We start from the raw sequence: 21,675 nt of genomic DNA on the forward strand, positions 1-21,675 counted from the left end.
CTGACTGTCCGTCAGATTCTCTGGACTGTCAAGGCCGTGGCCGATGACCACACGTGACACACCCGCACCCCTGCCGCGACGGCCGCCAAGTGCCGTCGCGCGGCTGTTCGTTCGCCTCCTCCCCACTCCCCCTCGGGCCGGCCGCACCTGAACCGGTGCGTGATGTCGACGCCCGTTCCGCGACGTCGCCGAGAACAGAGCTGCCCACCGGATTCCCGGTGAACGCACCGGAGCCGGATGATTCGCTCGCAAGCGTGACAACACGGCGAGAAACCCCCTCGCACCCATGAAACCGGCACACGCTCGAACGCCGCCACCGACCGGAATGAGGCGTTACGCCATCCTCGCCCCACTTCTCCCCCTTCCCTTCTTCGAACATGTGTACGAACATAGAGGCATGGCCATCACTGACCGGCAGACCGCCACACTGGCCCTCGCCCACGCCCTCACCGCCGCCGAGCGCGGGCTCCCCGTCATACCCCTGTCGCCCACCAAGCTCCCGGCCCTGCGCTCTCCCCACCGGGACGAGCCGAGGCCGTCCCTGTGCCGCGGCGAGTGCGGCCTGCCCGGTCACGGCGTGCACGACGCGACCACGGACCCCGCCGCCGTACGCGCCCTGTTCGCCGCCGCGCCCTGGGCGACCGGCTACGGCATCGCCTGCGGACGCCCGCCCCACCGGCTCATCGGCATCGACCTCGACACCACGTCGCACACCGACTCCGTGGCGGAACTCCGGCACCTGGCCCTGCGCCACCTGTTCACCATCCCGGAGACGGTCACGGTGCTCACACCGAGCGGCGGCCGGCACCTGTGGCTCACCGGCCCGCCCGACGTGGTCGTCCCCAACTCCGCGGGCCGTCTCGCGCCCGGCATCGACGTGCGTGGCGCCGGCGGGTACCTCGTCGGACCGGGCTCCGTCACCGCGCACGGCGCGTACCGCCTGGCCCCCGGGACCGCGGACCTGCCCCCCGCGCCCTGCCCGCCCGCCCTCCTGCGCCTGATCGCGCCTCCCGCGCGCCCCCGCCACGCCGCGCACCCCGGCGGGAACCCGGCCGACGGGGCGGCGGGCGCGACGAGCCGGACGCACCAGGGTCAGGGACTGGTCCAGTTCGTCCTCGCCGCACAGGAGGGACAGCGCAACACCCGCCTGTTCTGGGCCGCCTGCCGTGCGTACGAGCACGGCTTCGGCGACGCGCTCGCGGACGCGCTGACCGACGCCGCGGTCCGGGCCGGCCTCCCGGAACGGGAGGCGCGCGCGACGATCGCCTCGGCGGCACGGCTCACGGCGGGACCGCGCGGATGACATGGATCACACAAGAGGGTGCGACCCCGGAGGCAACTGCGCCTTATCCATCGATTTGCCCTCCCGTCCCGCACCGACGGCCCTCCCCGGCACGTGCGTAACCTCCTTTCTTCCTCCCCATTTACGGTCATACGATCGCCGGGCAGCCGCGATGCGTGAGTGCCACCGCAGCGGCTGCCCTGTACTTGCGTTCTGACCGCGCCTCGGACCCGAGAAAAGGGCTCTCTTGAACATTCGCCGCATGCTGGCCACGGCGGTCGTCACCGCAGTGACCACCCCCGCCGTACTGCTCACCGTCACCCCCGCCTTCGCCGACGCCAAGCCCGCCGCCGGACAGTCGTCGGTGCGGCAGGCGGCGGAGGACGAGCCGACCATCGAGGAGCTGGAGGCGGCCGCCGCGGAGGCGCAGAAGGCGTACGACGCCGCCGTCGCCGCGGAGAAGGCGGCGAAGGAGGCCTTCGACTTCGCCTGCTCCGACGAGGCGCCGCACGCCGTGGCCGCCAAGGCCGCCACCGCTGAGGCCGCCGCCGCGAAGACCGCCAAGGAGGCCGCGGACCAGGCGCTCGCCGACGCCGAGGCCGAACTGGCCGGGCTTCCCGAGACCGCCACGGAGGAGGAGAAGGCCGCCGCCGAGAGGAAGGTCGCGGACGCCAAGGCCGCGGCCGACGCCGCGCAGGCGACCAAGGCCGCCGCCGACGAGAAGGCGAAGCAGGCCGCCACCGCTGCCGCCAACGCCGTCGTCGCCGCCGGGCAGGAGCTGACCAAGGCGCAGAAGGCCACGGCCGAGGCCCTCAAGGCGAAGCAGGCGGCCGACAAGGCCCTCGCCGAGGCCAAGGAGGAGGACGACAACGACGACGACGGTGACGACGAGGGCGCCTGTGTCCCCGAGAACGGACTGACCACCGTCGCCCAGGGGCTCCCCTCCAAGATCGTCGCCGGTTCCACGGTCGACTTCTCGGTCCGCGTCACCAACGGCACCGACAAGACCCTCGACGAGGTCCTGCCGTTCGTGTACTTCCACGCGACCGACAAGACCGGCTACGACGTCATCGACGAGTACTTCCACCTTCAGTGGTCCACCAAGAACGCGCCCGAGTGGAACGACATCGAAGACGGCGAGTACGCGGGCTCCATCAGCCCGCTGAAGGCCGGCGCCCACGCCGACGTCAAGCTGCGCCTGAAGGTCGACGCCAAGGCGCCGGCCGGTGACGGTATGGCCTTCGTGGCCGGTGACTACGTCAACGACGACGGCACCTGCGGCGGCAACTTCTTCACGGAGTACGAGTTCGACCTGCTGGCCGCCGGCAGCAAGCCGGGCAAGGTCGACGACTCCAAGCCCGGCAAGACCTCGAAGGCCAGGCCGGCGGTCGTCCCGCAGGGCGGCACCACCGGGACCCTGGCCAACACCGGCGCCGACTCCGCGCTGCCGCAGCTCGCGGCAGCCGCCGGCGCGGCGGTCGCGCTCGGTGCCGGCGCCATGTTCGTCGTCCGCCGCCGGAAGGCCGACTCCGCCTCCTGACGCACCGCCCGAACAGCGCCGCTCCCGCCTCTCCGGCGGGGGCGGCGCTGCCTCGTCCAGCCGCCTGTCGAACCGTGACGCCATGTTCCTGCCACGCCACAACGCGCACGTCGTCCTGGACCGCGGGCCGGGCGTGCGCGGGCCGCGCTCGGCCGGTCAAGGGCGCCTACGGAGGCGCTCCGCGCCGGCCTGCGGCCACCCTGGACAGTCCGGCCCCGGCCCTGGACCGATCGGTAAGCTCGCGTCGTCTGCTGGTGATCAAGCGGCAACGGGGGAGGACATGGGCAGGCAGGAGATGCACCGGAAAGTGCATGCCCCGCTGAAGCGGGCGGGCCTGGAGGTGCTCGAAGGCGGCGTGCCATGCACTGCCTTGCCAGTGTCCGTAATGAGCGCGATGGCCAGTTGCACCCACGAGGAGACGGGCCGGCGGGATGCTTTCGTCGGCTTCGGCGACCCCCACCTCATCGAGCAGGCCAACCGAGGCTGGTACGCATTGGCGACCTCCTTCGGCCTGTTCGACGCCGGCCGCGAGTTCCTGCTCGCCCTCCCTGCCCATCGCTACAATCCGCGGGTAGACCTGTACCAGCCTCGTATATGGCGCCGGGTGCGTCTGCTCGAGGCCTGGGACGTCATGGGCGCGGCGTGCGCGATCCGCCGGGGAAGATCCGTACTCGGATATGACGACTGTCTGCTCGGCTCGCGATCCGGACGTCCGGAATTTGCGATGCTCTCGCTCGACAGCACTGTCGCCGTGGTCGGAACAACCTGGCAGGACGGCATCGGCTCCCTGGCCGTGCCCAACCCGGGCGACACGGAGCCCGTACGCCGCCTGATCGACTGGGAGGCAACCGGAGCAGACGTGCCACGCGATCGTCGCGCCCAAGCCATCGTGTGGCTGCAGCGCGACAGGCCAGCCGCGGTAGAGCGGGCGTGACCGGTCAGGCCGGCATCTCGCCCTCGTTCGACGACAGACACCACTGCGTCCCCGATACAAGCGCCGGAGTGCTCTCGAGACTCGGCGACATCGATCCTCAGGGGGTCACAAAGCGCTCTCGCCGCTGAGCAACACCTGCTCTCGGTACTCGCCGACCAAACCACCCGCAGGCCAGCGCGCCGGGGTGGCGAAACAAGCCGAGCAGGTCTGGGGAACGCGTGAGCACCAGGTGGGGCAATTCAACGAGCCTCATCACCATGGGGCGAGCCTCGAAGATCATGGCCCCACATGGTGCTTCACGGGCAGGTCAACGGACTGCCCGACTCGCCGGAAACCTACGGGGCCGTGATCTCTCGCCCCGTGGAAGCTCCCGCCCAAAGCCGCTCCACCGACCTCTACGTTGCTGCGCTCGGTCGGCCTTCCCGAGCTCAGGCCACAACCCGCCCCACCTCGCTGCTAAAGCGGTGGCTTCCTGGCAACCAGCGGCCGCGGCCAGCTAACGCAGGCCACGAGTGCGCTGCCGTCCTCGGTGAGGAAGAGCAGGGTGAACCGTGTCCGATTCTCAGGATCGATCAGCGCTGAGCGCACAGGCCGGCCATATTCCCTGATGAGCTGCACTGCCCGCTCCAGGCCGGGAGGTTCGAATCCGCGCATCCGCATGCGCTGAAGTCGCCGACTGAAGACTCCGGCATGCGCACCCATGGGTTGTACCCGCTCCTCCACCGAGTAGGGGGCGCCGCTGCGGAGGGCGGCCAGAGCTGTCACGGACGCCTCGTCATCACCGATCAACAGCGATTCCAGCACATGCCGTTCCATGGCCACCCCGTTTGGATCGTGCGGTACAGCAGCCAGGTACCGCAACCCTCGTGACCGCCCCCGCCCGGTAGCGTCCCTCCGGGCCCGTCCAGCGGCCGGTATGACCCCCGCTGACCGATCGCGCTGCCCCCCTTCGGCGCGCCGCCCAGTCGGGACGCGCCGGGGATGGTCGTCCCGAAGCCGTGCGTCAAGCCAGCTTCTTGAGCATTTCGGCTGCGGCGGGTCCGGCGGAGGCGGGGTTCTGACCGGTGACCAGGTTGCGGTCGACGACCACGTTCGGGGCCCACGGCTCGCCCTCCTGGTAATCCGCGCCGATCTCGACCAAGCGGTCCTGGAGCAGCCACTTGGCGCCTGCAGCCAGACCGCTCTGGATCTCCTCGGCGTTGCTGAAGCCCGTGAGCCGGTAGCCGGCGAAGGCGTTGCCGCCGTCAGCCTCGGTGGCTGCCAGCAGCGCGGCCGGGGCGTGGCAGACCACGCCGAGCGGTTTGCCCGAGGCGAGGGTGTCGATGAGGAGCTTGCCGGAGGTGGCGTTGACGGCCAGGTCCTCCATCGGGCCGTGGCCACCGGGGTAGAAAACGGCGGCATAGTCGTCGAGGTTGACGTCCTCCAGCTTGATGGGGCGCTGGATCTCGCTGATCGAGGCGAGGGCGTCCGCCATCTTCTTCGCGCCCTCCTCGCCGCCGTTGAACTGCGGCGCCAGGCTTCCCTGGTCCAAGGGCGGCACGACGCCGCCCGGCGTGGCGACGACGATCTCGTGGCCGGCGGCGGTGAACGCCTGGTACGGGGTCACGGCCTCCTCGGCCCAGAAGCCGGTCGGGTGCTTGGTGCCGTCGGCGAGCGTCCAGTGGTCGGCGCCGGTCAACACGAAAAGGATCTTCGACATGGTGCGGTCTCCTAGAGCCGGGTCCAGCTGGGTCGTCATTCGGTGCCGGCCAAGGCAGCGAGGATCAGGTCGCTGACGGCCTTGGTGGACACCGGGTTCTGTCCCGTGATCAGGCGGCCGTCGCGCACGGCGTGCGGCGTCATCGGGACAGTGGAGCGCACATACTTGGCGCCCTTCGCGCGCAGTTCGTCCTCCAGGAGGAACGGCACCCTGCTCTTCACGCCGGCCAGTCGTTCCTCGACCGTCGCGAAACCGGTGACGGTGCGGTTCCTCACCAGGGGGTTTCCGTCGGTGTCGCGGAGGTTGATGAGGGCGCAGGCGCCGTGGCACACCGAGGAGACGATGCCGCCGTCGGCGTAGATGGCCTGGGCCGTTCGCTGCAGGTCGGCGCTGTCGGGGAAGTCCCACATGGTGCCGTGACCACCCGTGAAGAAGATCGTGGAGTAGTCGTCCGGATCCGTGTCGGCAACCGAAGGGGTGGCTTTCAGGGCGTCCATGAAGGCTTGGTCGTCGAGATACCCGCGAACCGTCCGGTCAACGAACAAGCGACCGAGGCTACGCGGGTCGAGCGGCACGACTCCGCCCGCCGGGCTCACCACGTCCACCGTGTGACCGGCCTTCACCGCCTTGTCGTAGAAATGGACGAGCTCGCCCAGCCACAGTCCGGTCTGGTGCTCGCTCGCCCCATAGGTGGCCTGATTGGTCACGACCGCAAGAATCTTTTTCTGTCTCACCTTGTCCTCGTCTCCTGGGCGGCCCGTGGTTTCCAAGCTAAAGCTGTGGATGTATCGGGCGCCAATGAAGAGCCCGATACCGGGTATCGAAGAACCGATGCCTGGTCCAGGGACATACGGCACCTGGCCGGCATGCCTACCTCGTAGGCTCGAAGCCGTGAGCGATCACGACATTCATGGGGCCGGTCCGCTGGACCTGAATCTGCTGCGTACCTTCCTCGCGGTGCACCGCCTGGGCTCCTTCACCGCCGCGGCGCGTCAGCTGAGCCTGTCGCAGTCCACCGTCACCACGCACATCCGGGCACTGGAGAGGCGCCTGGGCCGCGAGCTGTTCGCACGCCGGGCGCAAGGCGTCACTCCACTGCCTCATGCGGACGCACTCGCCGTCCGGCTGTCGGCGCCCCTCGACCAGTTGGCCGTCATCACCGGTGAGGAACCGAGCAGTGCCGTAGGGCCGGTCCATTTGGCGGGACCCGCCGAGTTCCTGGGCACTCTCGGCCTCACGGTGCTGGCCCAGCTGGTCGCGCAGGGCGTCCGGCTGCGGGTGGCCACCGGGCTGACCGAATCACTTCTCGAAGAACTGCGGGCCGGGCGCCACGACCTCGTCGTCGCCACCCGGCGGCCCCGTGGCCGGACGCTGTACGCCGAACTCCTCGGCGACGAGGAGTTCGTCCTCGTCGCCGCGCCGGTATGGGCAGAACGGCTCGAGGGGCAGGAGCTGCCCACTGCCCTGGAGAGCCTTCCGCTGATCGCCTACGCCGAGGATCTGCCCATCGCCCGCCGCTACTGGCGCCACGTCTTCGACCGCCGCCTGCACGCCCAGGCCGCCATCACAGTCCCCGACCTGCGCAGCGTCCTCACCGCCGTCAGCGTCGGCGCCGGCTGGAGCGTCCTGCCCAGCTATCTGTGCCGCACCGAACTCGCCTCCGGCGTCCTGCGTCTGCTGCACCAGCCCGAGGACCCGCCGATCAACACCTCCTACCTCGTCCAGCGCCCGGGCAGCTCCACCAACCCACACGTGACACTCGTCCGCGAGCACCTGCTGGCCGCCGCGAAAACCTGGTGAGCCGACCCAGCGGCACCGTGGCCTGACTGTCCAAGCCCCCGTGGACCCGGGATCCCAGCAGCACCAGGCAGCGCTCCGGTCGGTCGAGGACCGCACCGCAATCCAGTGACGTACTGGTCGTACCTGCCGACCGCGATGCAGGCCGCCCACGACCAGGCGGCCATCGACCAGGCCGACGCCGGCCGGGGCAGCCCATGCCCGACTCCCGACCACCCCACGAGGAGGTGAGCATCAGGACCATCCCCCACCCTGGTTGCGACCACTGTGGTGCTCACCGCCATATGTGCCCACCGTCCCCGTACGACGGACCGCACGCCGAAACGGCGAAGGGTTGACGGTGGAGCAGGCCCGCTGTGCCTGGGGCGGTCGCAGAGGGTTTCTAGATGTCTCCGCGTAGCAACGTCTCCTCTTCCTTGGAGTCACGTAGAGCGTACGAGATGTTGCGGACAGTGATCAGCGAGGTGAAGCTGAGCGGGATGCACCGGATCCCAGCGAGCGCGGACAGAACCGCGCAGGTCGCGGTGCGCGAGGAGAGCGTGCGATGCGGATGATGATGAAGGCCCGCATGGACACCAAGATGTCGAATCAGGTGACGAAGGGCGGAGCGATGCCCGAGTCGCTGAAGTCAACCATCGAGCGGCTGAAGCCGGAGGCCGCCTACTTCACCCCTGAGGGTGGGCGCTCCATGATTCTCGTATTCGACATGCAGGACAGCTCGCAGTTGCCCTCCATCGCCGATCCGTTCTTCCAGGAGATGGGCGCGGAGGTCACATTTGAGCCGGTCATGAACCTCGACGATTTGCAGAAGGGCCTTGCTGCCCTGAAGTAGCAGATCTGATCTCAGCGACCGCATGATGAAGGCCCTCTGTGGTCGGGCCGTACAGCAGTGAAATACCGCAACCCCAGCAACCGCCCCCCTCCGCTACCGTCCCTCCCGGGCCTCGTGGCGGCCGGTATGGCCGTCGCTGACCGATCCGGCAAAAGCTACGGATCAGAACGTGTTGACCGTGCCCCTGTCGTGCCCGATCGCTCGGGAACTGGCGGGCAACCACGGTGGTCGACGGACAGCGCGCATGAGAACGGCCCCCGACCGATTCACCTGGTCAGGGGCCTTTCACCTGCGGTGGGTGTGGGATTTGAACCCACGGTGACTCGCGCCACGACGGTTTTCAAGACCGTTCCCTTAGGCCGCTCGGGCAACCCACCAGCGCCCCGGTCACCTGCGCCGGAGCGGGCTACAGACTACCGGGCCGGGCCCACCGGGTGCAGCAGCGTTCTCCGGGACTCAGCTGTCGCCCTCGCGTTCGCCCAGAACCACCTCGGCCTTGTGCTCCTTGCCGTCGCGCTCGTACGTCAGCGTGACCCTGTCTCCCGGCTTGTGGTTCCAGATCTCGCTGATCAGCGTCGGGCCGCTGTCGATCGCCTTGTCGCCGAAGCCGGTGATCACGTCGCCCGGCTTCAGACCCGCCTTGGCCGCGGGGCCGTTGGGGGTCACCGCATCCGTGCCGCCCGCGCCCTCGGAGGCGATCTTGGCGCCCGTACCCTCGCCCGCCATGTCCACCGTCGCGCCGATCACCGCGTAGACCGGCCGACCGGTTTTGATCAGCTGCTCGGCGACCGTCTTCGCCTGGTTGATCGGGATCGCGAAACCGAGGCCGATCGAACCTGCCTGGGACTGGCCGAGGCCGTTGCCCGCCGACTGGATGGCCGAGTTGATGCCGATGACCGCACCGCTGGAGTCGAGCAGCGGGCCGCCCGAGTTGCCGGGGTTGATCGAGGCGTCGGTCTGCAGCGCGCTCATGTAGGAGTTCTTGCCGCTGGAGCCGTCGCCCGACGCCACCGGACGGTTCTTGGCGCTGATGATGCCCGTGGTGACCGTGTTGGACAGACCGAAGGGGGCGCCGATCGCGATGGTCGAGTCGCCGACCACGACCTTGTCCGAGTTGCCGAGGGGCAGCGGGGCGAGTCCGGAGGGCGCGTTCTTCAGCTTCAGGACGGCGACGTCGTAGCCCTGGGCCCGGCCGACGACCTCGGCGTCGTACTTCTTGCCGTTCGAGAAGATCACCGACAGCGCGCCGCCGTCGGCCGCGGAGGCCACCACGTGGTTGTTGGTGAGGATGTGGCCTTCCCTGTCGTAGACGAAGCCGGTGCCCGTGCCGGCCTCGCCGCCGCCCTCGGAGCCCTCCAGCCCGCCGGCGCCCGACTTCGCCTCGACGGTCACCACGCTCGGCAGCGCCTTGGCCGCGACCGCGGCGACCGTGCCCGGCTCGCGCTTGAGGTCCTGCGGCGAGACGGCCGAGACCGTGGTGGAGCCGGGGACGCCGTCGTTGCGCTCGGCGGCCCAGTAGCCGATGCCCCCGCCGACACCGCCCGCGGCCAGGGCCGCGACGAGCACGGCCGCCACGAGCCCGCCCGCACGCCTGCGCCGGGGCTCGGCCGCCGGGACCGGCGCTCCCCACGCGGGACCGCCGCTGCCTCCGCCCCCGTAGGAGGGCAGCGGGGGCGGCGGCCATGCGGCGCCGGGGTGCTGCGCGGGGGCGTGCCCCGGCTGGGGGGACTGCCAGGGCCGCTCCGCCGCGGTCGCCGCCTCCGGTGCCTGCGCCGCCTGCGGGCCCAGGGTCCCGGGGCCGACAGGGGAGGGGCCGGGCGAAGAACCCTCGGGAGCGGTGTCCGGCCGAGGAGGTACGGACGGGGCGGCCGGAACCGCGTTGCCCTCGTTCTCGGTGCTCACAGCTCTGTCTCCTCAGATTCCACGTCGGTGTCGGTTCGTTCTGCTCTGTCGGCACGATCCGTCCGCAGACAGCTTTTCCCACAGCACGTCAGACCACTGTAAGCAGGAGCTGTGCGTATCCCGGCAATCCTTTACTTCCGACAAAACGGACGCATCCCGAGTGCGTCCGACCGGTTGCGCGGAGCCGCCTGACGGAACGGCCCGAGACGGACAGGAACAGTGCGTTCCGCCACACTCCTGCATCCGTATACCCCGTCCCGGTGACACCATGACGCGGTGACCCAAGCACGGCAGCAGCACCAGATCCAGGTCGTCGCCCACCGAGGAGCCTCCGAGGACGCGCCCGAACACACGCTGGCCGCCTACCGCAAGGCGATCGAGGACGGCGCGGACGCCCTCGAGTGCGATGTGCGCCTCACCGCCGACGGGCATCTCGTCTGCGTCCACGACCGCCGCGTCAACCGCACATCCAACGGCCGCGGCGCGGTCTCGGCCCTGGAGCTCGCGGATCTGGCCGCCCTCGACTTCGGCTCCTGGAAGGACGCCCCCGAGAGCCCGGACTGGCGGGACCCGTCCCTCACCTCCGTGCTGACCCTGGAACGACTGCTGGAACTGGTCGCCGACTCCGGGCGCCACATCGAGCTCGCCATCGAGACCAAGCACCCCACCCGCTGGGCCGGTCAGGTCGAGGAGCGGCTGCTGAAGCTGCTCGGGCGCTTCGGCCTGGACGCGCCGCCGTCCGCCGACGAGTCGCAGGTGCGGGTGATGAGCTTCTCGGCCCGCTCCCTGCACCGGATCGCGGTCGGCGCCCCCGGCCTGCCCACGGTGTATCTCACGCAGTTCATGACTCCGCGGCTGCGCGACGGGCGGCTTCCCGGCGGCGCGCGGATCGCGGGCCCGGGGATCCGGGTCGTGCGCGGCCATCCCGGCTACGTGGCCCGGCTGCACCAGGCGGGCCATCGCGTCCACGTGTGGACGGTGGACGAACCGGAGGACGTCGAACTCTGCGTCCGCCTCGGTGTTGACGCAATCATCACCAATCGCCCCAAACAGGTCTTGTCCCAACTGGGCCGGGCGTAACTGTCGTTACAGGGAGTGCTCCGGCGCGTTCGGTGCGTATCCGGGCGTGTCGAGTGCGTCACTCGTCCCTGGTTGGCCGGTTTCCGGTCCAGGCCATTGGGGCATTCACACCGTGGCGTGGGGCAAAGGAGGTCTCGGGGGTGGCGTTGGTGGTGGCACAGGAGGTGCCCACGTCGTCGAGCATGGCCGTACCCCATGGCCCTGCGGGCGTGGGTGAGGCGCGACACCGGATGCGTGAGCAGCTGAGCCGCAGCGGCGTGTCCGAAGCGGTCGTCGACGATGCAGTTCTCATCCTTTCCGAACTTCTCAGCAACGCGTGTCGCCACGGCAGACCCTTGGGGCGCGCCGACGTGGGCGACGGCGACATCCGCGCCGCCTGGCGCGTGGACGAGGCGGGCAGGCTCACGGTCGAGGTGACGGACGGGGGCGGTCCGACCCGCCCGGTTCCGGCCACGCCCTCGGTCACCGCACGCGGCGGCCGCGGGCTGAACATCATCTCGGCACTGGCCCAGGAGTGGGGCGTGCGGGACGGCATGTCCGGTGAGGTCACCGTGTGGGTGATCGTCACGGAGGGGCATCGCCGCGAGGACTTCGCCACGCGTGTCGCGGGGCCGTCCTTCGATTTCGCCGACTCCTTCGACGATCTGGACTGATCCGGCCCCTGTACGGGGACGGTGCCGACGGTCCGTCACACCCTCCTTCCGGCACACCGCCGCACCCGGTGCGTCACCGCTCCCCCACGAGGGCGGCATACGGCTAGGCTCGCGCCCGACACAGCACCGCCGCATTCGGGAGAAAGCCACACCATGGCCAAGAAGCGCCCCCAGACGAAGGCGACGAAGCCTCAGACCAAGGCCGGGGCCACAGGCGTCAACGAGCCCGTGCCGGTCGTGGGCGCGCGCGAGCCCTGCCCGTGCGGTTCGGGCCGTCGCTACAAGGCCTGTCACGGCCGGGCCGCCGCGCACGCCGTGACCGAACTGGTCCAGCGGCCCTTCGAGGGACTGCCGGGCGAGTGCGACTGGGTGGCCCTGCGCGAACTCGTGCCCGCCGCCACCGTCGAGCTGACCCTGAAGGGCGGACTGCCCGAAGGCGTGCCGTCCGTGACGCTCGCCACCGTCCTGCCGATGGCGTGGCCCGCGCTGCGCCGTGACGACGGTTCCGTTCTGCTCGGCCTGCAGAACGACACGCCCTCCGGCGACCTCAGCCGCGACCTCGCCGGCACCCTGCGAAAGGCACTCGCCGCCCAGCCGGGCACGCCCGTCACCGGCAGCGACCCGGCCTCGGACGTACGTCTGCAGGATCTGCTCGACCCGGACGCCGACTTCGTGCCGCAGGTGCACTCCGGCTTCGAGTTCTGGGTTCCGGACTCGGCCGAACAGGCGTCGGGAGAGGTGGCCGCCTCCCTGGAGCGCGCGAACGCCGCGGCGATCCCGACCGTGAAGCTCTCCGGTGTCGACGCCGCCTACTGGTGCGAGACGCCGGAGAAGAACCACCTGCGCTGGGTCATGCCGCACCCCGAGGAGCGGCTGCTCGACGCACTGGCCCGGCTGCACGCGGCCGGCACGTCCTCGCTCGGCGAAGGCACCCGGCTCGTCGGCTCCTTCCGTGCCCACGGGCTGATGGTCCCGGTCTGGGACCTGCCCAGCTCCATGGGGGCCAAGGAGTGCGAGACGCCCGCGGCGGAGTTCGCCGAGCGGCTCGCGGCGGCCCTGGAGAAGGACGCACCGCTGACCCCCGAGGAGCGCCGGGCCCGCGGCGGCCTCACCAACCGCCAGGTCACCCTCAGCTGAGAGTGACGAATTCCGGGGTCTTCCGAGTGACGCCAGTCACAACTCGCTCTATCGCGAGCTAAATCCCTGTCCGAATACCAGAGATCGAATTTGCGAACCGCAGATCTCTTGTTACCGTTCTAGAAGCCCGGTCGCTGGTGCATCCCCCGTCGCCAGCGACCGGGCGCTTCCATTTCCCGGAGCGTTCCGCTTCTCAACTACCCATGTTCCTATGGGAGTTGCTGCCGGACCGCAGCAGCAGCGCCGCGTCGGCGCCGGCCCACGCGGCGGCGAACTCCGCGACGGCGGAGTAGTGCGAGGCAGCCCCCAGCGAACGGTCCCGAGCGGTCTCGCAGGTGCCCGGCTCGTCGCCCTCCTCGATCGGGCAGTTCGTCTGCCAGGTACGCCCGCCGGGCCCCATCAGGGTCAGCACGGACGTCAATTCGTCACCCGTCGCATTCCGGTAATACGTACGCGCCCAGGTCCGGCCGCCGTCGGTCAGGACGCATGTCTGCGCCTCGACACCGTCGGGGGAGGCGAGTTCCGGCCCACATCGCTCGGAGGCGTGCGCTGGGGCCCGCTCGCCGGTTCCAGTACCATGCGCCCCTTCGCTCCCGGCCGCTCCGTCGGATGCGCCGAGCCCGGGCAGCAGCCCGACGGCCGGCGCCTCAGCGGCTTCGCCGGTACCGGCACCGTCCTTCGCACCGCTCTCCACCTCCTCGGACGACGACGATCCGGAAGCGGGGGCCCCGGCCGTTCCGGCCGACGCGGCGAGGGGGGCCAGCGTGGCGACGGCCACCACGGCGGCGAGCCCGATCATGCGGAGATTCATGGGCCACCTGCCGACTGGGCGGAAATTCCTGACGGTTGCCCGAAGATATCCGTGAAATGCGGACGCCCCGGACGGCGCGCACCCAATTCCGTGACAAGTCGGCCCTGCTGTTACCCGTAAGAGTGACGGCGGCCGAGCAGGGCATCCCGCGCGGGCCCGGCCGGGGCCGGGCCCATGGAGGGACGGCGCTCAGTAGGCGAGCCGGCTGCTTCCGCCCGCGTCCGGCGGATAGAGACCGCTCTCGGGGGCGCTGCTCGCGGTCGCCTCGACCAGTGCGTCCACGACCGCCTCCACGTCCGGCAGCCACGGTGCGGCGGACCCGGGCAGGGGCGCCCGCTCCCAGCGCACCTGCCCGGCCCCCGTCTCCGAGGGGGGCAGCACCAGATAGCCCCCCTCGCCGTGGAAGCGCAGCGAACTGGGCACGCAGTCCTTGACGAAGAGCAGCTCGCCGAGCTGCTCCAGGGTGTACGGGGCGACCAGCAGCGACCAGCGGGTGGGCGTGGCGACGACGGGCCCGAGCCGCATGTCCATCCGGTCGAGCACGGCCAGGGCCCGGGCCGCCGGGACCGCGGGCAGGCTCAGCGCGCAGGGCGCCCGCTCGCCCGTGGCCAGCACGAGCGGGGCGCCGGGCCGGTTGGTCCACCACCAGCGGATCATCCGCTCGTCGGTGGTCGCCGCCAGGATTCCCGGGTCGAAGGGGTGCGCACCGGGAACGACGCACTCGGGGTCGGGACAGGCGCAGCCGCGCCCGCGGTCACCGCCGCTTCTTCCGGAGCCGTCCGGGGAGTTGCCGCCCGCGGCCTTCAGTCCCACACCGGGGAGCACGGGCCAGCCCCACCCGGTGGCGCAGGTGAGCGCCGCTTCGAGCTGGATCGGCCCCTTCTTGCGCCGGTACCGAAGCCTGCGTCGCCTTCCGAGGATCTCGCGCATGAGCGCTCGTTCCTTTCCGTTGAACGCCGGGGTCCACATCACAAACGTGCACATGACTTCACTGTGCGTACAAATGCGTACTGATCGGCGCGTCACCGCCCATGCCGCCGGCATGGGCGCCCCCTGCGTACCGGCGGCAGGATCGCCGCCCGGGGGCCGAACGTCGGCTGTAGTCCATTAAACGTGTGGCGAGGGGTGGCGCGCGCGTGGCGCTTGCTGTCCCGCTCCGACTTTCCCGCCACTCGAGGATGGGGCGCGGCCTTTGGCATTGAGACGCTCGGGCCCGCTGCCAGGTTCCGGGGGCGGTCCAACTGCCCCTGGCCATCACCGTCTACGTACACGTACCCAGCACGCTTGCAATGACGCTTCCCCTGGAGCCTGCACCCCGGGGTCCCCCTGCCGAACGCCCTCAGTCGATCGCAGACATCCGCCATCGGGTGCTTTTTTCGGCCAAGTTAACCGTCCCGCAGACACCATCAATCCCACCGGGACAATGCTGGACATCACCTTGCGTGTGCGTGTACATGTGGATGCATGGGTAGCGGCGCAGATGGACATGGGGGTTTGCGATGCTATTGAGCGAAACGCACCTGCCGGAAAGCCGGCAGCCGTGAGCGCCCCGCACCTGCCGAAAGTGGCCGGAATCGATTCAACAGTTCCCGCGCCCGCGCACACTGCCCCGTTGCCCCCCGTCCCCGCCCCGCCGCCCGCCCCGGGCATGGTGATCCAGGACCGGCTGGCCGGATGGGTCTCCGACCTCACCACCCTCCACGAGCTCACCGAGCGGCTGATCCGGACCGCCTCGCTCGACGACGCGCTCGACGAACTGCTGCGCGCCGGCGCCGCGCTGGTCGGCGCCCGCCGCGGGATGGTCGTCCTCGAACCCCCCGACGCCCCCGCGGGCGACGGCGTGTTCGCCGCCGGCAGCGGCCCCGCGCGCACCAAGGGCCTCGGCCTCAGCCGGGCCGACCTCGGCCACATCGAGACCGTGCCGCGCGAGGTCACGGCGTACGGATCGATCCTGGAGGGCCGACGGCGCGGCGGCCCCGTGCCGTCCGTTCCGCGACCGGTCGCGCACCCCGATCTGCTCGCCGACGACGCGCTGCACCCGCTGCACCGCGAGGTCGCAGTCCGCCTCGGCTACGCCGCCAGCTACACGTCCCCCCTGGCCACCGAGGAGTCCGGAACGCTCGGCGCGGCCGTGTGGTTCTACGACGAACCGGCCGCACCCGTCGAGCGGCAGACCCATCTGGTCGGCCTCTACACGCGCTACGCCACCGAGCACGTCGCCCGCCTCCTGGAGCTCGAACGCGCCCGTGCCACGGTCGCGACCGTGGCCGAGGAGCTGCTGCCCAGCCGGCTGCCCCGCGTGCCCGGCGTCCGGCTCGCCGCCCGGCACAGCGCCGGACCGCGCGGTGGCGGCGACTGGTACGACGCACTGCCGCTGCCCGAAGGCGCGCTCGGCCTGGCGGTCGGCTCGGTCAGCGGATCGGGTCCGAGCGCGCTCGCCGCGATGGGCCGCCTGCGCGCGTCCCTGCGGGCGTACGCCGTGATGGAGGGCGAGGACCCGGTCGCCGTCCTCTCCGACCTGGAGCTGCTGCTGCGCCTGACCGAGCCGGCGCGCACCGCGACAGCCCTGTTCGCGTACGCCGAGCCGGCCGTCCGCAAGATCGTTTTGGCCGGGGCCGGGCACACCCCGCCGCTGGTGATCGGGGACCAGCGCACGGAGTTCGTCGAGACCTCGCTGTCTGCGCCGCTGGGCATGCTCGCCTGCTGGGAGGCGCCCAGTGTGGAGCTGTCGGCGCAGCCAGGAGAAACGGTGCTGCTGTACACCGACGGACTGCTCCGGCGCACCGGCGACCCGATGGACCGGGCCTTCGCCCGCCTGCACTCGGCAGCGGCGAGCGTGCCGAAGGCCGCCAGGAACGATCCCGCGGCGATCGCCGACCACGTGCTGCACACGATGCTGCCCAAGGGGCTGGACCGGGCGGACGGCGACGAGGACGTCGTGCTGCTCGCCGCCCGTTTCGACTGATTCGCCGCATCTCACAGGGCCGCCCCGGTCCGCCCGCCTCGCACATACGATGGATACGCCCCACGCTGCCGGAACGGCGGCGGGGGCCCTATGTCGTATCGCGAAGGCCGACAGGCCCAGGAGGCAGACGTGGCGGAGGAGCTCACCCCGGAGACCCCGGAAGAGGACGAGCAGCCGATCAAGCAGCGCAAGAACGGCCTGTACCCGGGCGTGTCCGACGAGCTGGCCGAGAACATGACGACCGGCTGGGCGGACACGGAGCTGCGGGACCTCGCGCCCGTCCCGCAGGCCGCACGGACCGCCGCCCGCCGCGCGGCGCTGTCCGCCCGGTTCCCCGGCGAGCGCCTGGTGATCCCCGCGGGCAACCTGAAGACCCGGTCGAACGACACCGAGTACAGCTTCCGCGCCTCCACCGAGTACGCGTACCTGACCGGTGACCAGACGGAGGACGGCGTCCTGGTCCTGGAGCCCGAGGGCGAGGGCCACCGGGCCACGATGCACCTCCTGCCGCGCTCCAACCGTGAGAACGGCGAGTTCTGGCTGTCCGGCCAGGGCGAGCTGTGGGTCGGCCGCCGCCACTCGCTGACCGAGGCCGAGCAGCTCTACGGCGTTCCCGCCTCCGACGTGCGCGAGCTGCCCGACCGCCTGCGCGAGGCCACCGGCCCGGTCCGCGTCGTGCGCGGTCACGACGCCGGCATCGAGGCCGCCCTGACAGACAAGGTCACCGCCGAGCGCGACGAGGAACTGCGCGTCTTCCTGTCCGAAGCCCGTCTGGTCAAGGACGACTTCGAGATCGGCGAGCTGCAGAAGGCGTGCGACGCGACCGCCCGCGGCTTCGAGGACGTCGTCAAGGTCCTCGACAAGGCCCAGGCCACCAGCGAGCGCTACATCGAGGGCACCTTCTTCCTGCGCGCCCGCGTCGAGGGCAACGACGTCGGCTACGGCACCATCGCCGCCGCCGGCCCCCACGCCTGCACCCTGCACTGGGTCCGCAACGACGGTCCCGTGCGCTCCGGCGACCTGCTCCTGCTCGACGCCGGTGTGGAGACCACCACCCTCTACACCGCCGACGTCACCCGCACCCTGCCGGTCAACGGCCGCTACACCGACATCCAGCGCAAGATCTACGACGCCGTGTACGAGGCCCAGGAGGCCGGCATCGCCGCGGTCAGGCCCGGTGCCAAGTACCGCGACTTCCACGACGCCGCCCAGCACGTCCTGGCCGAGAAGCTCGTCGAATGGGGCCTGGTCGACGGCCCCGTCGAGCGCGTCCTGGAGCTCGGCCTCCAGCGCCGCTGGACCCTCCACGGGACCGGCCACATGCTCGGCATGGACGTCCACGACTGCGCCGCCGCGCGCACCGAGAGCTATGTGGACGGCACCCTGGAGCCCGGCATGTGCCTGACCGTCGAGCCCGGCCTGTACTTCCAGGCGGACGACCTCACCGTGCCCGAGGAGTACCGCGGCATCGGCGTCCGCATCGAAGACGACATCCTCGTCACCGAGGACGGCAACCGGAACCTCTCCGCCGCCCTCCCCCGCCGGGCCGACGAGGTCGAGGCCTGGATGGCCGGCCTGCAGGGCTGACCCCGGACCGGCACCGAGGGCGCGCCGCTCAGGAGACTCCGAGCAGCGCGCCCTCGCGCCATTTCAGGATCTTGTCGAAGCTCACCACCGCGCCACGGCCCGGCCGGCTGCGCACATGGACATGGTCCGCGAGCTGCTCGATCAGACAGAGCCCCCGGCCGCTCTCCGCGGTGGACGGTGCGGGGTGCCCGCACAGCGAACCGCGCCGCGGGACGAACCCCGGCCCCGAATCCGCCACCTCGATACGGCACTTCTCGCCGTCCAGGAAGGCGGTCACCCGGTATCCCGCCGACGCGCCGCGCCCGTCGGCGCCGCCGCCGTGCTCCACGGCGTTCGCACACGCCTCGGTCAGGGCCACCGACAGGTCGTAGGAGACGTCCGGGTCGACACCGGCGGTCTCCATGGCGCCGAGCAGCAGACGGCGGGCGAGCGGCACGCTCGCAGCCTCGCGCCGCAGATGGAGGGACCACCAGATGCTCATGCTCAGCCTCCTGGCTGCGGCTCGACATACCGATACGTATTGCCCGCGGGCACGCTCGGTAAGCACTGGGTCGCCGTGACAGCCCTCGTTCGGCGGATGCGCGGTCGCGCTCCGCGGTGTATGCCGACGACCCGGTCCGCAAAGGGGATCTTCCGGACCTGCCGTACGGACGCGAACGGCGCAGTGCGATGATGACCCGGCCATGTCGTCCACGCACCACGCACGTGCCGGAGCCGGTCTGAGGCTCCTGAGGGCCGCGGTGTTCACCGCGGTCTGCGTCGTGCTGTCCGCGATCGGGCATGTGCTCGCCGCCTGCGAGACGGTCGCGCCGTGGACGCTCGTGGCCGGGAGCGCCGGGGTCTTCGCGCTGGTCGTGCCGTTCGCGGGGCGGGAGCGTTCGCTGCCGGCCATCGCGGCCGTACTGACCGCCGGACAACTCGGGCTGCACTCCCTGTTCGGCGTCGGACAGAGCAGGCTGCACCTCGCGCAGACCGCCGACGAGGCGCTGATCAGGACGGCCGCCAAGCTGGTGTGCGGTGCGGGCGCCGCCTCCCTCAGTGCCTCCGACGCGCGGCGCATCGTCACCATGGCGGGCATCGCCCCGGACGCGCACACCGGTCACGCGCATCTCGCCGAAGCGGCGGCCACGGGGCCCGAGGCGCCCTCGCTGGCCATGGTGCTCGGGCACCTGCTGGCCGGGATCGCGACCGGACTGCTGCTGCGGCGCGGGGACGCGGCACTGCTGCGGCTCACGCGGATCTCCGCCGACTCGGCCCACGAGGTGGCCGGTGCGGCACGGCTGCGCGCCCTGCGGGCGGCCGTCGTCCTGGTACGGGCCCTGCGCGCCGGTCTGCCGGGCACGCCGGAGCGCCTGCCCCGCCCGTCGGCGCACACGGCACAACCGCCTCCGCCGGCCGCCGGCGAGGTTCTTCAGCACACGGTGATCAGGCGCGGGCCGCCGCGCGTATTCGTCCTCAGCGCCTGATCGCGGCTCGCTCGACGGGAGCGGAGCCGCCGTGCCCGCGCACGCCCGTGCGCCGGCGCACCTCGTCTCTCCTTCACCGTGGAGTGTTTGCCAGCATGAACGTCTACCGCGCTGCCGCCGCTGCCGTCGTCGCCGCCACCTCCGTCGTCGTCTTCTCGGGCGCAGCCTTCGCGCACGTCAGCGTGCAGCCGCAGGGCGAGGCCGCCAAGGGCGGCTACGCGACCGTCAACTTCAAGGTCCCCAACGAGCGCGACAACGCCTCGACCGTCAAGCTCGAGGTCTCCCTGCCCACCGAGCACCCGCTGGCGTCCGTCATGCCGCAGCCGGTGCCCGGCTGGAAGGTCGAGGTCACCAAGGCGAAGCTCGACAAGCCGCTCGAGGTGCACGGCAAGCAGATCATCGAGGCCGTCTCCAAGGTCACCTGGACCGCGGACGGCTCGAAGATCGGCCCCGGGCAGTTCCAGCAGTTCCCCCTCTCCCTCGGCCGGCTGCCCGAGGACACCGACGAGATGGTCTTCAAGGCGCTCCAGACGTACGACAACAAGGAGGTCGTGCGTTGGATCGAGGAGCCGAAGGAGGGCGGCGAGGAGCCCGAGTCCCCCGCTCCCGTGCTGAAGCTGTCCGCGGCGACCGAGGACCACCACGGCACGGGCGCGACGGGCGCCACGGCCGAGGACAAGAACGGCGGCCACGACGACGAGGGGGCGCACAGCGAGTCCGCGGCGTCCTCCTCGTCCGACGGCAGCGACTCCACGGCCCGCGTCCTGGGCGTCGTCGGCATCGTCGTCGGCGCCGCGGGCGTCGCCTTCGCAGTCCTCGCCGGCCGCCGCCGCAGCTCCTGAAACCCCGCCCACCACGTCTGGAACCTGCTCAATGCGTAAGAAGACCTCGCTCGCGGCCGCGCTCGTCGTGGCCGCCGGGCTCACCCTGTCCGCCTGCGCCACCGGCGACGGAGGGGCCGCTGCCAAGCCCAACTTCGACGTCTCGGCACAGGAGAGGACCGAGGCCGCGACGGCGCTCCACACGCCGTACGTCAAGCCGGACCTCGTCCTGACCGACACCCGTGGCAAGACGTTCGACCTGCGGGAGCGGACCAAGGGCAAGCCGACCCTGATCTACTTCGGCTACACCCACTGCCCCGACGTCTGCCCGCTGACGATGAGCAACATCGCCATCGCCATGAAGCAGCTGCCCAAGGAGGACCAGGACAAGCTCCAGGTCGTCTTCGTCACCACCGACCCGGAGCGCGACACCCCCGCCGAGCTCGGCAAGTGGCTGCCGAGCGCGGGCGACCCGTCCTTCATCGGCCTGACCGGCGAGTTCCCGGCCATCCAGGCGGGCGCGCGCGCCATCGGCATCGGCATCGACCCGCCGAAGAAGGAGAAGGACGGCACCGTCGTCTCCATGCACGGCGCCCAGGTCATCGCCTTCTCGCCGAAGACCGACAAGGGCTACGTCCTGTACGGCGAGGACACCACGGCCGACGAGTGGGCGAAGGACCTGCCCGCGCTGATCAAGGGCGAGAAGCCGTGATCCGCCGGCGTACGTCCCTGGCCGTCGCCGTCGCCGTGGGCGCCGGTCTGGCGCTGTCGGGCTGCTCGGCGCAGGCCGGGCCGAAGCTGTCGGTCAGCGGCGCCTTCATGCCGCAGCCCGTCGACGACATGGCCGCCGGGTTCCTCACCGTCGAGAACAGCGGGGGGAGTGCGGACACGCTCACCTCGGTCACCAGCGACATCTCGGACGACGTCACGATCCACAGGACGACGAACCGGACGATGCGCGAGGTGGATTCGTTCGACATCCCCGCGGACGGCACGCTCGATCTCGAACGCGGCGGCAGCCACCTGATGTTCATGGCGCTCAAGCAGCGGCCGAAGCAGGGCGACAAGGTCGCGGTCGAGCTGCACTTCGAGAAGTCGGACCCGATCACGGTGGAGGTCCCCGTCAAGGAGACCACCTACAACCCGCAGAAGCAGTGAGGGACTGATCG

General features: G+C 71.0%; 21 protein-coding genes and 1 tRNA gene. 14 read left to right on the top strand and 8 right to left on the bottom strand.

All coding sequences use genetic code 11. The features are described 5' to 3' along the window. Window positions 1-397 precede the first annotated feature (397 nt). The 3 genes from AB0K02_RS25320 to AB0K02_RS25330 all read left to right on the top strand — a co-directional run bounded on the left by AB0K02_RS25320 (window position 398) and on the right by AB0K02_RS25330 (window position 3,756). The gene (locus tag AB0K02_RS25320; protein ID WP_365994809.1) at window positions 398-1,303 is read left to right on the top strand and encodes a bifunctional DNA primase/polymerase; all 906 of its coding nucleotides are present in this window, start codon (window positions 398-400) and stop codon (window positions 1,301-1,303) included. 241 nt (window positions 1,304-1,544) lie between these two features. Next, a complete protein-coding gene (locus AB0K02_RS25325) occupies window positions 1,545-2,822 on the top strand; it encodes an LAETG motif-containing sortase-dependent surface protein (RefSeq protein WP_365994810.1) in 1,278 nt (425 codons plus the stop codon). Between the two features lie 280 nt (window positions 2,823-3,102). Then, window positions 3,103-3,756 (top strand): hypothetical protein, encoded by a 654-nt coding sequence (locus tag AB0K02_RS25330; protein WP_365994811.1) that lies wholly within the window; start codon window positions 3,103-3,105, stop codon window positions 3,754-3,756. Window positions 3,757-4,212: 456 nt separating this feature from the next. Here AB0K02_RS25330 and AB0K02_RS25335 read toward each other — a convergent pair whose 3' ends face one another. The 3 genes from AB0K02_RS25335 to AB0K02_RS25345 all read right to left on the bottom strand — a co-directional run bounded on the left by AB0K02_RS25335 (window position 4,213) and on the right by AB0K02_RS25345 (window position 6,225). Then, entirely contained in the window at window positions 4,213-4,572 is a 360-nt protein-coding gene (locus tag AB0K02_RS25335; RefSeq protein WP_365994812.1) for a hypothetical protein, read from the bottom strand. A gap of 187 nt (window positions 4,573-4,759) precedes the next feature. Next, window positions 4,760-5,455: a type 1 glutamine amidotransferase domain-containing protein gene (locus AB0K02_RS25340; protein WP_365994813.1), complete on the bottom strand. Its 696-nt coding sequence runs from the start codon at window positions 5,453-5,455 to the stop codon at window positions 4,760-4,762. A gap of 35 nt (window positions 5,456-5,490) precedes the next feature. Continuing rightward, window positions 5,491-6,225 (bottom strand): type 1 glutamine amidotransferase domain-containing protein, encoded by a 735-nt coding sequence (locus AB0K02_RS25345; protein ID WP_365994814.1) that lies wholly within the window; start codon window positions 6,223-6,225, stop codon window positions 5,491-5,493. 121 nt (window positions 6,226-6,346) lie between these two features. Here AB0K02_RS25345 and AB0K02_RS25350 point away from each other — a divergent pair, with 121 nt between their 5' ends. Together AB0K02_RS25350 and AB0K02_RS25355 are read left to right on the top strand one after the other, a co-directional pair. Beyond that, the gene (locus AB0K02_RS25350) at window positions 6,347-7,255 is read left to right on the top strand and encodes a LysR family transcriptional regulator (RefSeq protein ID WP_365994815.1); all 909 of its coding nucleotides are present in this window, start codon (window positions 6,347-6,349) and stop codon (window positions 7,253-7,255) included. A gap of 541 nt (window positions 7,256-7,796) precedes the next feature. Next, on the top strand, window positions 7,797-8,084 hold the full coding sequence (locus AB0K02_RS25355) for a DUF3303 family protein (protein WP_365994816.1): 288 nt from the start codon (window positions 7,797-7,799) through the stop codon (window positions 8,082-8,084). A gap of 292 nt (window positions 8,085-8,376) precedes the next feature. Here the strand turns inward: AB0K02_RS25355 and AB0K02_RS25360 are convergent. Next, window positions 8,377-8,461: transfer RNA gene (locus tag AB0K02_RS25360), tRNA-Ser, on the bottom strand. A 79-nt stretch (window positions 8,462-8,540) separates the two neighbouring features. Then, window positions 8,541-9,986, bottom strand: a complete 1,446-nt coding sequence (locus tag AB0K02_RS25365) for a trypsin-like peptidase domain-containing protein (RefSeq protein WP_365994817.1) — start codon at window positions 9,984-9,986, stop codon at window positions 8,541-8,543. A gap of 276 nt (window positions 9,987-10,262) precedes the next feature. Here AB0K02_RS25365 and AB0K02_RS25370 point away from each other — a divergent pair, with 276 nt between their 5' ends. The 3 genes from AB0K02_RS25370 to AB0K02_RS25380 all read left to right on the top strand — a co-directional run bounded on the left by AB0K02_RS25370 (window position 10,263) and on the right by AB0K02_RS25380 (window position 12,856). Continuing rightward, window positions 10,263-11,066: a glycerophosphodiester phosphodiesterase gene (locus tag AB0K02_RS25370; protein ID WP_365994818.1), complete on the top strand. Its 804-nt coding sequence runs from the start codon at window positions 10,263-10,265 to the stop codon at window positions 11,064-11,066. A 53-nt stretch (window positions 11,067-11,119) separates the two neighbouring features. After that, window positions 11,120-11,719: an ATP-binding protein gene (locus tag AB0K02_RS25375; protein ID WP_365994819.1), complete on the top strand. Its 600-nt coding sequence runs from the start codon at window positions 11,120-11,122 to the stop codon at window positions 11,717-11,719. Window positions 11,720-11,872: 153 nt separating this feature from the next. Next, window positions 11,873-12,856, top strand: coding sequence for a DUF5926 family protein (locus tag AB0K02_RS25380; RefSeq protein WP_365994820.1), 984 nt, complete (start codon window positions 11,873-11,875; stop codon window positions 12,854-12,856). 193 nt (window positions 12,857-13,049) lie between these two features. Here the strand turns inward: AB0K02_RS25380 and AB0K02_RS25385 are convergent, their stop codons facing one another. Then, window positions 13,050-13,667, bottom strand: a complete 618-nt coding sequence (locus tag AB0K02_RS25385) for a hypothetical protein (RefSeq protein ID WP_365994821.1) — start codon at window positions 13,665-13,667, stop codon at window positions 13,050-13,052. Window positions 13,668-13,856: 189 nt separating this feature from the next. After that, the gene (locus tag AB0K02_RS25390; RefSeq protein WP_365994860.1) at window positions 13,857-14,597 is read right to left on the bottom strand and encodes a bifunctional DNA primase/polymerase; all 741 of its coding nucleotides are present in this window, start codon (window positions 14,595-14,597) and stop codon (window positions 13,857-13,859) included. A 493-nt stretch (window positions 14,598-15,090) separates the two neighbouring features. On the opposite strand from AB0K02_RS25390, the gene AB0K02_RS25395 reads away from it, so the two are divergent. Further along, complete coding sequence (locus AB0K02_RS25395) at window positions 15,091-16,632, top strand: PP2C family protein-serine/threonine phosphatase (RefSeq protein ID WP_365994822.1); 1,542 nt, start codon at window positions 15,091-15,093, stop codon at window positions 16,630-16,632. Between the two features lie 129 nt (window positions 16,633-16,761). After that, on the top strand, window positions 16,762-18,219 hold the full coding sequence (locus tag AB0K02_RS25400; RefSeq protein ID WP_365994823.1) for an aminopeptidase P family protein: 1,458 nt from the start codon (window positions 16,762-16,764) through the stop codon (window positions 18,217-18,219). Between the two features lie 28 nt (window positions 18,220-18,247). Here the strand turns inward: AB0K02_RS25400 and AB0K02_RS25405 are convergent, their stop codons facing one another. Further along, a complete protein-coding gene (locus AB0K02_RS25405; protein WP_365994824.1) occupies window positions 18,248-18,700 on the bottom strand; it encodes an ATP-binding protein in 453 nt (150 codons plus the stop codon). Window positions 18,701-18,902: 202 nt separating this feature from the next. Between AB0K02_RS25405 and AB0K02_RS25410 the strand changes: the two genes are divergently transcribed. The 4 genes from AB0K02_RS25410 (at window position 18,903) to AB0K02_RS25425 (ending at window position 21,664) form a co-directional block, all read left to right on the top strand. Then, on the top strand, window positions 18,903-19,685 hold the full coding sequence (locus AB0K02_RS25410) for a hypothetical protein (protein WP_365994825.1): 783 nt from the start codon (window positions 18,903-18,905) through the stop codon (window positions 19,683-19,685). A gap of 95 nt (window positions 19,686-19,780) precedes the next feature. After that, the gene (locus AB0K02_RS25415) at window positions 19,781-20,527 is read left to right on the top strand and encodes a YcnI family protein (protein ID WP_365994826.1); all 747 of its coding nucleotides are present in this window, start codon (window positions 19,781-19,783) and stop codon (window positions 20,525-20,527) included. A gap of 31 nt (window positions 20,528-20,558) precedes the next feature. After that, entirely contained in the window at window positions 20,559-21,218 is a 660-nt protein-coding gene (locus tag AB0K02_RS25420; protein ID WP_365994827.1) for an SCO family protein, read from the top strand. Then, a complete protein-coding gene (locus AB0K02_RS25425) occupies window positions 21,218-21,664 on the top strand; it encodes a copper chaperone PCu(A)C (protein ID WP_365994861.1) in 447 nt (148 codons plus the stop codon). Before AB0K02_RS25420 ends, AB0K02_RS25425 begins: the two co-directional genes overlap by 1 nt. Window positions 21,665-21,675: the final 11 nt, after the last annotated feature.

The sequence above is a fragment of the Streptomyces sp. NPDC049597 genome, assembly GCF_040675505.1.
GTDB lineage: Bacteria > Actinomycetota > Actinomycetes > Streptomycetales > Streptomycetaceae > Streptomyces.